At 65.7% G+C, this 12,939-nt stretch carries 13 protein-coding genes and 1 pseudogene; 8 read left to right on the plus strand and 6 right to left on the minus strand.

Features of this window, described 5'->3' with window-relative positions; genetic code table 11:
- Window positions 1-160 precede the first annotated feature (160 nt).
- Both LHP98_RS13065 and LHP98_RS13070 read right to left on the minus strand, forming a co-directional pair.
- Entirely contained in the window at window positions 161-1,876 is a 1,716-nt protein-coding gene (locus tag LHP98_RS13065) for a cation:proton antiporter (RefSeq protein WP_227252985.1), read from the minus strand.
- Entirely contained in the window at window positions 1,876-2,103 is a 228-nt protein-coding gene (locus LHP98_RS13070) for a helix-turn-helix domain-containing protein (RefSeq protein ID WP_227252986.1), read from the minus strand. Before LHP98_RS13070 ends, LHP98_RS13065 begins: the two co-directional genes overlap by 1 nt.
- Before the next feature lie 129 nt (window positions 2,104-2,232).
- On the opposite strand from LHP98_RS13070, the gene LHP98_RS13075 reads away from it, so the two are divergent.
- On the plus strand, window positions 2,233-3,093 hold the full coding sequence (locus LHP98_RS13075) for a universal stress protein (protein ID WP_227252987.1): 861 nt from the start codon (window positions 2,233-2,235) through the stop codon (window positions 3,091-3,093).
- A gap of 90 nt (window positions 3,094-3,183) precedes the next feature.
- The gene (locus LHP98_RS13080) at window positions 3,184-4,020 is read left to right on the plus strand and encodes a universal stress protein (protein ID WP_227252988.1); all 837 of its coding nucleotides are present in this window, start codon (window positions 3,184-3,186) and stop codon (window positions 4,018-4,020) included.
- Window positions 4,021-4,084: 64 nt separating this feature from the next.
- Here the strand turns inward: LHP98_RS13080 and LHP98_RS13085 are convergent, their stop codons facing one another.
- Together LHP98_RS13085 and LHP98_RS13090 are read right to left on the minus strand one after the other, a co-directional pair.
- Window positions 4,085-6,802, minus strand: coding sequence for a hypothetical protein (locus LHP98_RS13085; RefSeq protein WP_227252989.1), 2,718 nt, complete (start codon window positions 6,800-6,802; stop codon window positions 4,085-4,087).
- A 472-nt stretch (window positions 6,803-7,274) separates the two neighbouring features.
- Window positions 7,275-7,973: pseudogene (locus LHP98_RS13090) on the minus strand (IS256 family transposase); the annotation flags it as partial.
- 251 nt (window positions 7,974-8,224) lie between these two features.
- Here LHP98_RS13090 and LHP98_RS13095 point away from each other — a divergent pair.
- From LHP98_RS13095 to LHP98_RS13105, 3 genes are all read left to right on the plus strand, one after another.
- Window positions 8,225-8,362 (plus strand): DUF3309 domain-containing protein, encoded by a 138-nt coding sequence (locus LHP98_RS13095; protein ID WP_413687713.1) that lies wholly within the window; start codon window positions 8,225-8,227, stop codon window positions 8,360-8,362.
- Between the two features lie 114 nt (window positions 8,363-8,476).
- Complete coding sequence (locus tag LHP98_RS13100) at window positions 8,477-8,773, plus strand: PRC-barrel domain-containing protein (RefSeq protein WP_227252991.1); 297 nt, start codon at window positions 8,477-8,479, stop codon at window positions 8,771-8,773.
- An 87-nt stretch (window positions 8,774-8,860) separates the two neighbouring features.
- Window positions 8,861-9,046: a hypothetical protein gene (locus LHP98_RS13105; protein ID WP_227252992.1), complete on the plus strand. Its 186-nt coding sequence runs from the start codon at window positions 8,861-8,863 to the stop codon at window positions 9,044-9,046.
- Between the two features lie 260 nt (window positions 9,047-9,306).
- Here the strand turns inward: LHP98_RS13105 and LHP98_RS19710 are convergent, their stop codons facing one another.
- A complete protein-coding gene (locus tag LHP98_RS19710) occupies window positions 9,307-9,921 on the minus strand; it encodes a hypothetical protein (protein WP_413687712.1) in 615 nt (204 codons plus the stop codon).
- A 204-nt stretch (window positions 9,922-10,125) separates the two neighbouring features.
- Between LHP98_RS19710 and LHP98_RS13115 the strand changes: the two genes are divergently transcribed.
- Window positions 10,126-10,878 (plus strand): Crp/Fnr family transcriptional regulator, encoded by a 753-nt coding sequence (locus LHP98_RS13115; RefSeq protein WP_227252993.1) that lies wholly within the window; start codon window positions 10,126-10,128, stop codon window positions 10,876-10,878.
- Between the two features lie 104 nt (window positions 10,879-10,982).
- On the opposite strand, the gene LHP98_RS13120 is transcribed toward LHP98_RS13115, so the two are convergent.
- Window positions 10,983-11,531: an OmpA family protein gene (locus LHP98_RS13120; RefSeq protein ID WP_227252994.1), complete on the minus strand. Its 549-nt coding sequence runs from the start codon at window positions 11,529-11,531 to the stop codon at window positions 10,983-10,985.
- A 165-nt stretch (window positions 11,532-11,696) separates the two neighbouring features.
- On the opposite strand from LHP98_RS13120, the gene LHP98_RS13125 reads away from it, so the two are divergent.
- Together LHP98_RS13125 and LHP98_RS13130 are read left to right on the plus strand one after the other, a co-directional pair.
- Complete coding sequence (locus LHP98_RS13125) at window positions 11,697-12,149, plus strand: cupin domain-containing protein (RefSeq protein ID WP_227252995.1); 453 nt, start codon at window positions 11,697-11,699, stop codon at window positions 12,147-12,149.
- Window positions 12,146-12,919 (plus strand): DUF6920 family protein, encoded by a 774-nt coding sequence (locus LHP98_RS13130; protein WP_227252996.1) that lies wholly within the window; start codon window positions 12,146-12,148, stop codon window positions 12,917-12,919. Before LHP98_RS13125 ends, LHP98_RS13130 begins: the two co-directional genes overlap by 4 nt.
- Window positions 12,920-12,939: the final 20 nt, after the last annotated feature.

Raw genomic sequence — 12,939 nt, forward strand, 5'->3', positions numbered from 1 at the left:
TTGATGACGATTACCGCCCCGGTCAGGGATTTCGCCTGCCTCCGCCATGCGCAGCACGGAGGCGCGGCCGTTCCCGACGGCGCCCGCGGCCACGATCGCCGTCCTGCCAGCAGGTCTGTTCATGGCAATTGTCCCTTCGTTTCCGAATGATCGACCCACGTCATCCCGTTTCGCGACCCTCGGCCGCGATCTCGGGGAACTCGGTCCGTTCTTCTCCTGCGGCGCCGCACAACAGCTCTACCGCACGGTCGGCGGCGTCCTGGAAGGGCTCCAGCACCAGATCGATCCCCGCGCCGAACAGCACCTCGGTGTCGCCCGCACTGTGTGAGGCGGCCGCCATCCGGCCCGAGAACCCGGCCGAGCGGGCGAGCTGGATCAGGGTCCGGCGGGTGTCTTCGTGGCTTAGCCCCGTGGGGTGGATCGGCACCGTCGACACCATCCACTCGGCCCCCCGGAACGGCAGTTCGGCGACAAACTCGGGGTCGCTGGCATCGCCGAAGTCGGCCTCGAGGCCGAGGTTGCGCCAGCGCCGCACGGCCTGCGGGTTGAAGTCCACGCCCAGCACGCGGATGCCCCGCTTCTTCAGGCGCAACCCGATGGCGGTGCCGAACCGGCCCAGGCCGAAGATGATGACCTTGTAGCTGCTGGCCGCATGCGCGCCCGCCTCGGACGGCTCGCGCGGGGTGCCCTTGCGCTCGAAGGCGCCAAGCAGGGGCTCGAACACCGCATACAGCCGGTGCGAATAGGTGATCATGTAGGTCGAGGCCGCGATGGTCACCAGGCCCACCATGGTGACAAGGCCAAGCGCGTCCTCGGTCACATGGCCCAGCGAGACGCCCATGGCCACGAAGATCAACGAGAACTCGCTGATCTGCGCCACGGTCAGCCCGGCCAGAAAGCCGGTGCGCTTGCGGTAGCCCATCGCCCCCATGATCGCCAGCACGATCAGCGGATTGCCGATCAGGACGAAGAGCGAGAAGAGGATGGCCCCGGTGACATGTGCGCCCAGAAGCGACAGGTCAAGCGTGGCCCCCAGCGCGATGAAGAAGAACAGAAGCAGGAAGTCGCGCAACGGCGCCAGCCGGGCGGCAATCGTCTCGCGGTAGGGGGTCGAGGCCAGCGCGACACCCGCCATCAGGCCGCCCACCTCCTTGCCCAGGCCAACGACATCGCCGATCGCGGCAAACATCGCGGCAAGCGCGATGGCGAAGATCACCAGAAGCTCGGGCGCGCGGGCCAGCCGTTCGGTCAGCGGGTTGGCGGCATAGCGCACGAAGAGGACCACCGTCGCCACAAGCGCCAGCCCCGATGCCAGCACCGTCAGCACCGACCCGCCGCCATGCCCGGCATCGGCAGCGCCGATGCCGATGGCCGACAGCACGATCATGGCCAGCACCACGACAAGATCCTGCACGATCAGGAAGCCCAGCGCGATCTGGCCGTGCAGCGCGTCGATCTCGCGTTTGTCGGACAAAAGCTTGACGATGATGATGGTCGAGGAAAACGTCAGCGCCACAGCGACATAAAGGCTGGTGACGTGGCCAAGCCCCAGGCCAAGGCCGATCAGGTAGCCGAAGAAGGCGGTGAAGATGATCTGCCCGAGGCCCGTCAGCACCGAGACCACCCCCAGCGACCGGATCAGCTTCACGTCCAGCTTGATGCCGACCAGGAACAGGAGCACCGCAATGCCAAGCTCGGACAGAAGGTCGATCTGCGCGTCCGAATGCACGACATCCAGCGCCGAAGGCCCCGCGATCAGCCCGACGGCGATGAAGCTGACGATCAGCGGCTGCCGTGCCAGCGTGCCGACAAGGCCGATCACGGCCGCCATGACCAGAAGCACGGCGATTTCGGCAAAGGAGGTCAGGACCGGCACTATGCCTCCGCCTGCGGACCACGGCCATTCAAGCCAGCCGGGTGTCTTCTTGGTGCGGTCTGGTGGGCCATCAGGAATTCGGCCAGGTCGGCATCGGCGATGCGCCAGCCCTTGCCGATGTCGATCGCCCGCAACTGGCCAACCTTGATCCAGTGGCGGACGGTCGCCTCGGCGACCTTCAGGCGGTCCGCCACGTCCTTGACGGTCTGATACTGGTCCTTCGGCATGACCTTCTGCCCTTTGTGCATTTTGGTGAAGAATAGCGAAGGATTGTAGCGTTTGGTTGACCCGCATCAATCAGTGATGCGAATGGACGTGATTTCATCGACCTCATCCCCGGGGCCGGAGGGCACACCATGCAGCGCATCATGTTGGCCACGGATTTTTCCGAACGGTCCGATCGTGCGCTGCGCCGCGCGGTGATCCTGGCCCGCCAGCATGGCGCCGCCCTCGATCTGCTGCATGTCGTCGATGATGACCGGCCCCGCCGGATCGTCGATCACGAGGTGAACGATGCCCGCCAGCTGCTGGCCGAACTGGCCCGAAGCCTGAAGGACCTGGACGGTGTCGCCTGCACGACCGAGATCCTGCTTGACGATCCCTTCGCCGGCATCGTCAAGGCGGCGGCGAAGGCGTCTCCCGACCTGCTGGTGATCGGGCCGCATCGGCGCCAGATCCTGCGCGATGCCTTTGTCGGAACGACAGCGGAGCGCACCATCCGCTCGGTTGGCTGCCCCGTGCTGATGGCGAATGGTCCGCCCGTCGGCCCGTGGCGCCATGTTCTGATGACGACGGACCTGTCCGACCATGCCAGGACCGCCCTGACGCGCTTTCTTGCGGCCGGGCTTGCAGGCGATGCGCCACGCTCGCTGCTTTACGTCTTCGACGCGCCCGCGCTGCGGATTGCGATGTCCGACAGCATGGGGCCGGAGGGAGAGCGCGACTACCTTGAGGACCTTCGCCGCGAGGCGTGGAACGGCCTGTCCCAGTTTACCGGAGGTGGCGGCCTGGGACAGGCCGAGCGGATCGTCCGGCACGGAGGGGCGACCGTCGCCGGTGAAATCCTGAAGACCGCCGACGAGGTGAAGGCGGATCTGATCGTCGTCTCGACTCAGGGCAAGGGCGCGATGTCGCGGATGGTGCTGGGCAGCGTGGCGCTGCAAGTGCTGAAGGACGCCCAGAGTGACGTCCTCGTCATGCCCACAGAACTTGCCTGATCATCGACCGGCACGGTCAAAGGCTGCGCATCCGGCAACCCGCAGATCCTGCCCGGTCAATCGCTGGAAACCGAAGAAGGACATTTCGCCATGCCTGATCGCATCGCCTACATTCCCTTGAACACCTATCCCGAAGGCCCTTCAGACGCCGCAATCCTGGCTACAATCGGTTTGGCCGAGGCGCTGGGTTGCGGGGCGCACGTCGCCACCTTCGCGGTGGAAATCCCACCCGTCGCTTCGCCTCTGGGCGGATTCCTGATTGACGTCGAAGCGATGGCCCGCGCGGCCGAAGACCGCAGCAAGGCGGAATGCAAGCGTCTGCGTGCCCTGATCGAGGCGGGGGCAAAGGGCACCTGCGCTCTTCAGTTCTCCCACCACAGGCCGGTGATGGGCGCGGCGCCCGAATGGGCCACGTTCGAGTCGCGCTACTTCGATCTTGCTCTGCTGCCATGGTCGCCCGACGCGGTTTCGGCGCAGGACATGGCGCAGTCACTGGTTTTCGGTTCCGGCCTCCCGGTTGTCCTCGTGCCGCCGTCAGCGCAGACCGAGCGTGTCGATCATATCGCGATTGCCTGGGATGAAAGCCGCGTGGCTGCACGCGCGCTCGGCGATGCGCTGCGATTGCTGACCGATGGCGAAAGGGTGACGGTCCTGACGGTCCAGGACGAGAAGGCGCTGAGTGGTTCGGGCATCGCCGAGACCCTCGCGGCTTCGCTGGAATTGCGCGGATACGCCGCCAGGGCCGTGAACCTGAAGCTCGGGGGCAAGACCATCGCGGAGGCTCTTCAGGACGCAGCGATCGGCGAAGGCGCACAGATTCTGGCGATGGGCGGATTCGGCCATTCCCGACTTCGGGACTTTGTCCTGGGGGGCGCAACGAAAGGCGTGCTGGCGGATTTGCGCCTTGCGACACTGTTGGCACATTGATCGGACTATCGAATCCACTCCTCTTGGGGGGCGGAGAAGGCTCGAGGTCAGGACCCCCTCTCCCTCACGGGACCTTGAAATAGACGGTCATCGTTGGGCCCGCCGCGGAGAAATCCCGGATCTCGATCCCACTCGGTTTGCCGTCATCCCAGAGCGTATTCGCCGGCACCGAAGTCGATGTGACATCATAGGAATGGGCTGGGCTTCCAGCGTGCCAAAGGCCGCCGCCCACCGAGGTGTCTAGGCTGCGATAGCCACCGATCTGGACACCGTCCGGTTTGACAAGCTGTACCGTTTTTCGGCCAACGTGGTTTGTACCCACTCCATCCTGGCTTCGCTCGTGAATGTGCCAGATCGCAATGCCTTGCGCTCCAAGCCCTGCTTCGGACGACCCCGCCGGCCACCGGTTCTCAACAATGAAATACTCTTGTTCACCACGCGCGGGATCATACAGAATGCAGGCGCCGTCGCTATTTTTTTCTATGTTCTTAAGTGTATGGGTGCCACTGGACGTGATGATTTGCGGCTTGAGCCATCCGAGTTTCATTTTGGACCAGGGATCAAGATGCGGAATGAACGCGGACACGTTGTAGCTCATCAAAGAGAGCGTGCCGGGGCTGGGGTACGCCTCTGGCGGCACCTTATACGGGGCCGGGTAGTCCACGAAGGCCAGATCGTGGAAGTGGCCGACGCTAAAGGTGCCGTCCCTGTACCAAGTGTAGACTTGATTGGTGGATTTGCGGATTTCGATGCTCAAGATGTCGGCAGGAATCTTGCTGCCGGGTAGAACATAGGGCTGTGTCTGGGCACCGGGATTCAGGGGTCGCGAAGCCAAGTCCTCGGTCGTGCCCGTGCTGAAGGTGCGGTCATCATACCAGGCGACAACCAGGTCCTGCGCCGTGATCCCGATGTCGACGATATTGGCGGGCGTCTTTCCGGTCGGAAGAGCGAACCTGCGTTTCTTGCGGTAGCTGTCGAGATGTGTCGTCGTGCCGCCACAGACGTAGCCATCGCCGCTATCGTCCGCATACCATGTGTACACATGGTCGTCCGTCCCGGCCATGGCCATCGCGACGATCTGGTCCTTGTCGAGCCGTACGTCAGCCGGAGGATGGAACGTCTTGCGCCCGTTTCTGGCGAGGAAGACCGGCCCGCCCTCGTAGACGGCTCCCTCGCCCTCTGCATTCTGGGTCCAGCAATAGACATGATCGTTGGGGCCGCCCATGGCCATCGAGACCATCCATAGCCCCGAGTAAAGGTCATGCAGCCGAAAGATCGAGTGTCCAAGCTCGTGTGCGATCAGGGTCGGGGCGCAATGATGTTCCCCTCTCGCCAGAACTTCGGCATGCACTTCCGTCGACAGGCCGGACGTTACGGCGGGCAGGTCCCGTTGGCGCCCCGAACCGAGCGCCCCGCCGGAATAGAGCCAGAGAAAGGCAAGGTCCTTTCGCTCGATTTTTCCATTTCGGGCGAACTGGCTCAGCCTAATGACGTTTTGGTTCTCGATTTCCCGAAGCAGCCATTTGCCCTTTTCCTGCTCTGCGATCTCGCCGCCCATGTGAATGTGCTCGTAACTCGACTCGTCGACACCGCTTGTCAGGGGATCGTCCGAGGCAGTCATCCACCGGGTCGTGAAGCCGTTCTTCAGGGTGAAGTTGCCGTAGGAATTCTCCTTGTAGTATCCTGCGACTGTGGTGTTGCCCGTGCCGAAGAGCAGCCCGAGCAACGCGTTCTGGCTCTTGCGGTGCAGGACCGCCGGAACGATGGGCGGCACGCTTTCGAATTGCTGCGTGCCGAGGATGGCGGCCCATGTCCCCCAGCCTTCGCCCGGCTTGCGGCAATAGACGATCTGGTGCAGGCGCTTGCCGCTGTCCAGCGCGAGGACCGTCACTTTCATCCCGTCGGGCGAATTCGACACGGACGGCGCAGAGGCGAACTTGATCGTCCCGGGCAGCTTCTGCCAGCTGCCCCAGCTGCCGCCCGGGACGCGGTCGTAGATGCACTGGTAGATGAAGCCATCATGGCCCAGCGCGAAGACGCTGGCGTGCAGCCCGTCCGCCGAGTTCATCGCGGCGGGGGCGGAGGCGAACTTCCTCGTATCGGGCAGTTTGCTCCAACCTTGCCAGCTGCCGCCTGACGCGTGGGACGTGAACGTCTGGTAGATGGCTTGATCCTGTCCCGTCGCGAACACGCTTGTTAGGGTGCCGTCCGGCGAATTGATCGCCGTCGGCGCGGAATCGAATTTCTGGGCCCCGGGAAGCTTCTGCCAGCCCAGCCAGCCGCCGCCGGCGCCGCGCTGATAGGTGTTCTGGTGGATGTAGTTGTCCTGACCGAGCGCGAAGACATATGCCTTCTTCCCGTCCGGCGCATTCAACGCGGCAACGCCGCCCTGGAATTTCACCGATTGCGGCAGGCCCGTCCAGCCCGACCAGGGCGGAAATGCATCGGTATCGGTCTCGCGCGCCTGGAAATTCTGATAGACGTAGCCGCCGGTGCCGATGGTGAAGGCGCTCAGCAGTTCATAGTCCGGGGAATAGAGAAACGCCGGTTGCCCCTCGAAGGTCCAGCTGGAGGTGAGTTGAAACGTTTTCCCCAGTGACCGGAACGCGCCATTGTCATGAACGTCGATCAAAATGTGTTCGAGGGAGCCCGACGCGGTCAGACGCAGCAGGCTGTTCTGATCGCGGCTCAGAACGTCTTTCGGCTCCAACAAAATCGTGAACAGCGGCATCTCGCTGGGCGCCTTGCTGACACCGGCAAATGGCTTTGTGAAGTCAACCATGACGTCGCCTCCCTTCCCTCGCGGCACATCTCTTGGAACCACGAACTGGAGGCGGAGAAACAGAAGCGGGCTCTGTTCCCTGATACCCAGCCCTCGAAGCATCCTCGAGCCAGCCGCTGCGTCGCATTGGAGATAGCGTAGGAATCCGCTCTGCGGAGACTACTTGGCAATGCCTCTCAAGAGGCTCGCAGCAAGGTTAGCATTTGGCTATCCGTGTCGATTTGACCCAGATCAAAGGATGAGGAGAGGCGCACATACACGCTAGTGCTTCGGCAACCGGATCAGCTGATATCGGCGTCGACCTCGCAAAGAACGTGTTTGGGGTGCGTGACGGTGTACCGGAGAGGACTTCGCTGTACCGAATGAAGCTCTCACGGACTCAATTCGCGCATTTCGCTGCCGATGGTGTCCCACCGTTTGGTGTCGCTGACGGCAATGGTCGCCGCGCTTTCCGGCATCGCCAGGCTGAATAGCTTGCTACGGCTGGCAGGCTGTCGAGAGGATCATCGCTCAACTGGCTGATGGTTTCCAGCGTCATGTATCGAGCGCGTCGCACGGCCCATTCATCGTTGTGTTCCAGCAGCGGTGCGACGACGAGGCGGACGATGGCATCGTCGCTGGGAAAGATCCCGACGACATCGGTGCGGCGCTTGATCTCGCCGTTGAGGCGCTCGATCGGGTTGGTGCTGTACGACTTGGTCCGATGCTCCTTGGGGAACGTCATGCAGGCCAGCACATCGGCCTCGGCATCATCCATGATGGCGGCGAGCTTCGGCACCTTGGGCTGGATTTGATCGGCGACAGCCCGCCACCGAGTGCTGCCGGCTTCGGGTGTTTCCTGGGCGAAGGCGATGGCAATGAAGGCGGAGAAGTCACGTCTTCCGCCTTTTCAGGCGTGGGCCAGCACGTTCCTCAGAAAGTGAACCCGGCACCTCTGCCATGTCGCACGCAATGCCTTGCTGACGGCAGCCTTGATGCCTTCATGGGCGTCGGACACCACCCGCTTCACGCCGCACAGGCCGCGCCAGTTGAGCTTGCGCAGGAACTCCGTCCAGATCGGCTCGGCTTCCGAGGTGCCGATCTCCATGCCCGGCACCTCGCGGCGGCCGTCGGTGTTGACGCCGACGGCGATGATGATGACGACCAAGACGATGCGGCTTCCGCGGCGGACCGACGCCGCGCATCCCGTCGTGAGACGCTGCTGCCCGCCGTGAGGTTCCGCCGCGCGTCCAGTTGCGCAGATGTGCGGCATACGCCGGCGCTGTCGCAGGTGAGTGCCGCGTCCGCAGGGGCCGCGCATTCTTTCCCTGCCGCCTTGTCCGGCCGGCGCGCGAGGGTCAGGCCGGATGTCGGCGGGGGCAAGGGTGCCGTCCCTGACCCGTCCCTTTGCAAGAGAGCTCATCCGATGCTGACCAACATCCTATCATCATTCTGGTCCTCATGCTGATCGGAGCCCTGCCGCGTTGGCCGCACAGTGCCTCTTGGGGCTACTATCCGAGCGGCGCCCTGGGCATCGTGCTGCTGATCCTGCTGGTCCTGTTGCTGACCGGACGACTGTAGCACCGGCGGCGGCCCGCCGGGTCCGGCGGCCAACGAATCCGGCGGGAACCGATGCGGCCCCTGGCCGTTGACTTGGCAGGCACATCCCCCTTCATCCGACAAAGGAGTACGGTCATGGACCCGACCAACAGCGAAGTTCTTGATGCCATCGACTTCACGCCGGAAACCCTGCTGGGCGCCACCGTCTTCGGGGCCGAAGACGAAAAGATCGGTCGCGTGACGCATGTTCACGGCATGGGCACCGACAGCAGGATCGTCGTCGATGTCGGCGGCTTTCTGGGCATCGGCGCGAAATCGGTGATGGTCAACGCCACCGACCTGATCTTCACGCGCGATGGCGATGGCACGGTGAACGCCCTCACCACCCGGACCAAGGCCGAGGTCAAGGCCCTGCCCGAACATCAGGACTGAGCTGCCTCGGTCGCGCCAGGGGACGCCTCTGCCGACGATCCGCAGCCATCCCGGGCCAGGATCGCGACACCCGGAGCGGAGCATCCCATGTCCAAGGCAGCCAAGTCCTCGGCGAAGAAACCTGCGCGCGCCGCCGCCGCGAGGACCCCTGACCCCAAGGCCGGAACCGCGGTCGCCGCCATGCTGGAAGCCCGCAACACCCGGCCCGGCCCGGCCGGGAATCCGTCGGCCATGGCCGGCAAGAAAAGCGCAGGCGGCAAGATATTCCGCTGACGCGCGGCGGCTGGCCCGCGGCCGCGACGCTGCAGCCGGATCACCGATCGCCTGACCCGATTCAGCGTTCGAGCGACCGGTCGGCTGCAGGCGCCGCCCGCGCGACATCGCCGCCGGCGCGGCCGCTGCCTCCCGGCCCCAGGTCGCGGACCGGCCAATGACGTGGCCCGGGTCGTGGCCATGGTCGGGCGGCGGGCTTTCGCTGCCGGACTGGCCCAGCCGATCGGTCAGGATTGCCCGCGCGCGGCTGCCCCGGCTTTTCATCGTGCCCACCGCCAGCGCGGTGGTGCTTGCGGTGTCCTGACAGGAATAGCCCTGCGCCCCAACCAGCGCCAGCACGCCATCGCGGGTGGCATCACGATCAGCCGGGCCGCCAGCAGGCCGTCGGGATCGGGGACCTCGCGCAGGGTCTTGCGCCGGCCGGAGTATTGGCCAGTGCGCGGGCCGGTGAACAGCCAGCCGCGCAGGTTGGTGCCGCGGTGGAAGTTGTCGATATCGGTCCGGGCCCCGACCCCGCAGTCCTGCACCAGACCGGCTGCCCGGTCGGGGTTGCGGGTCAAGCTCAGGGCAAGGGCACAAAGCGCAGGCAAATGCCAAACGGTCTGGTCGCGCGCCGGGCGGGTCACAAGGCGGCGGCCCTGCTGGCGGCGAACCGAGTTCCCGCTGTCGATGATCTTGTTGATCAGCCTGGCCACGGCCTTGTGCATGGCGACGCTGCCATCGCCGGGCGGCGCGTTCGAATGCGCGGCGGCGGCATCGCGCAGGATGTCGACGATTTTGTGCTCGGGCAGGATCTTGCGATCGTTGAGCGCCAGCAGAAGCGAATAGCAGATGGCATGAGCAGCCTGTCCGGCCGCTTCGGGCAAAACGGCCATCGGGCTTCGACTTCCTGCGAAAACTCTGGCATCCTGTCGGCATCCACGCCGCGGTCCGCAGCCGGACGCCGATTCAGGCGGGTCCGCGTCGCACGGGTGCAGGAAGTTGCCGCGCCGGATTGATCCGCGTCAGGATCGGGGCAGCTTGCCAGCGGAGGGTGGTTGCGGAGAGGACGGAACGGCGTCGGCCCCGAAAGGTTGGTCATGATCGATCGAGACCCCGTGCTGTCGATCCTGGACAGTCCGTTCGCGCGCAAGCTGTCGGCCTTCGTTCGGCTGTCGCACAGCGACCTGGCGGTGATGTCGGACGTCTATCGCCGCCGCCGCAGCTTTGCGGTGGGTGTCGACATGATCCACCAGGGCCAGACCGACCAAAGCGCCTATGTGCTGGCCTCGGGCTGGGCCTGTTCCTACAAGATCCTGCCCGGCGGCACCCGGCAGATCGTGGATTTCCAGGTGCCGGGCGATTTCCTGGGCCTGCGCTCGGTCTTGTTCCGCACCTCGGACCACAATGTCGAGCCGATCACCCCGGTGCAGGCCTCCGAGGTCAAGCAGCGCGACCTGCTGGCGGCGTTCACCGCAACGCCCCGGCTGGCGACCGCCGTGCTCTGGGCTGCCTCACGCGACGAGGCGATGGTGGTCGAGCACCTGGTCGACCTGGGCCGCCGCACGGCGAGCGAGCGGATGGCGCATTTCCTGCTGGAGCTGGGCGCGCGGCTGCGGCTGGTGGGGATGGCCGACAGGGCGGGCTTTGCCTGCCCGCTGTCGCAATACCTGCTGGCCGATGCGCTGGGGCTGAGTGCGGTGCACGTCAACCGGGTGCTGCGCGAGCTGCGCGAAGACGGGCTGGTGACGTTCCAGAAGGGCCGGGTGGTGTTCGACGACTACGAAGCCCTGGTCGAGTTCACCGCCTTCGACCGCGCCTATCTTGACCACGAAGGGCCGTTGCTGATCTGAGCCAGGGTGGCCCTGACGGTGCGCATCTCGTGGTGAGGGATCGCGGCAGTCCGGCGCGACCCGATGGGCGCGCCGGAGATGTCGGGCGCCCGTCGGCTGCGGCGTCAGTTGGTCGGGGTAATCACCACTTCGACCCGCTGGTTCGTTGCCCGGCCGGCGGTCGAGGCGTTCGAGGTGATCGGCTCGGCCGAGCCGCGCCCGGAATAGCTGATCCGTGTCGAGGACACGCCATAGCGGATCAGGACGCGGGCCACGGCCAGCGCGCGTTCCTGGCTGATCTGCCTGTTGTAGGCCTCGGCCACCTGGTTGTCGGTGTGCCCGACCACCCGCACTGTCGAATTCGGGTGCGCGATCAGCGAGCGTGCGATCTCGCGCAGGCTGGGCATGAAGCCGGCGTTCACCGTGGTCGATCCGGGCGCGAAGGCCGCCGCCTCGGGCAGGATCACCCGCAGCTGGCTGCCGGTGTTGGTGATGCGCGCGCCGCTGCCGGCAAGCGTCTGGTTCAGCTCGGCCTGCTGCACGGCGGCGGCCTGGGCGATCACGCCGGTCGCGGTCGAGCCGCCATAGGTGCGCGGCGCCGTGGCGCCGATATAGGTGCAGCCGGTCACGGCAAGAGCGGCCGCAACGGTCAGCAGTCGGGTGCTGGGCAGCATGGGGAAGATCCTTTTCGCGGCCACCCGGCGAACGACAGGCCGCCGCCTTGGCCGGGTCCGGCCTGCGCCCAGCATGCTGCGGTTTGCCGTGCGCGGGCCTAACCCTGATCAGCCCGGCCCGGCGGCGGTGCGCTATTCTTTGCCTTTCAGCGATGGAGAGCGACCATGCAGGGCTATGTCGGACCGATCGAGCGTCTCACCTTGGGCAACCGCGACTTTCGCCGCGTGCTGTTCACGGCCGGCCACATGCAACTGGTGCTGATGGCGCTGAAGCCCGTAGAGGAGATCGGGTCCGAGGTGCATGCCACACACGACCAGTTCTTCCGCATCGAAAAGGGCAAGGGCGAGATCCGCATCGACGGCGCCAAGCTCAAGGTCTCGGCGGGTGATGCGATCGTGGTGCCGGCGGGCCTGCGCCACAACCTGACCAACACCGGCAAGCGGCGGCTGCGGCTGTATACCCTTTACGCCCCGCCCAACCACGCCGACCGCCTGGTCGAGCCGACACGGGCCATCGCCGAGGCGCATGAGAAGGCGCGCTCGGCGGCGGCGGTGACCGATCAGGCGCAAAAGGACATGATCGACGAAGGCTCGCCCGTCGCGGCGGTCGCGCGATGACCCTTCCCGCCGAAGTGCGCGATCTGGCGTTGCGCCTGGGGGCCGACCCATCGCGCGCGGCGGGTCAGGTGACGCTGACGCAAGCGGGGTCGATGAAGCTGCGGCTGGAAGCCGACCTTTGGTTCCCCTTCACCGCGCGGCAGAACATGTCGGTCACCGCTTGTGCCTTTTCCTGGCAGGCGCGGTTCTGGCCGTTCGGCTATCTGCGGGTCGTCGATGCGCTGGAGGCGGGCGAAGGCCGGATGGAGGTGAAGTTGCTGGGCCTGGTTCCCCTGGTGCGGACCCGGCCCTCTGCCGCGCTGACCAAGGGCGAGCTGATCCGCTATCTGGCCGAGCTGCCCTTTGCCCCTGATGCCATGCTGCACAACCTGGCGCTGGACTGGCGCGTTCTGGACGGCAACCGGCTGGCCGTCGCCACCGGCAGGGGCGCGTTGCGTGCCGAGGTGATCCTGTCGCTTGGCCCCGATGGCCGGGTGGCCAGCGTCCATGCCACCGACCGGCCCCGCTCGGCCACGCCGCCGATCCTGCCGACGCCGTGGCACGGCTGCTTTTCCGACTACCGCCAGCGGCAGGGCCGCTGGGTGCCTTTCGCAGGCCAGGTTGCCTGGCAGATCGACGGTCAGGACAACCTGTACTGGCGCGGCACCCTGACCGGCTGGTCGCTGCTGCCGGGGATGAGTGGTGCTACCGAACCGAAACCGGGGAAATTCCTTGCGGGGTCGCTTCGGGTCTTGCCGCCCTTGCCGCAGGCCCGGCCCCCCGCGGGCTGACCCGCACGATCCGCATCAGG

The sequence above is a fragment of the Rhodobacter sp. Har01 genome (assembly GCF_020564565.1).
GTDB lineage: Bacteria > Pseudomonadota > Alphaproteobacteria > Rhodobacterales > Rhodobacteraceae > Pseudogemmobacter.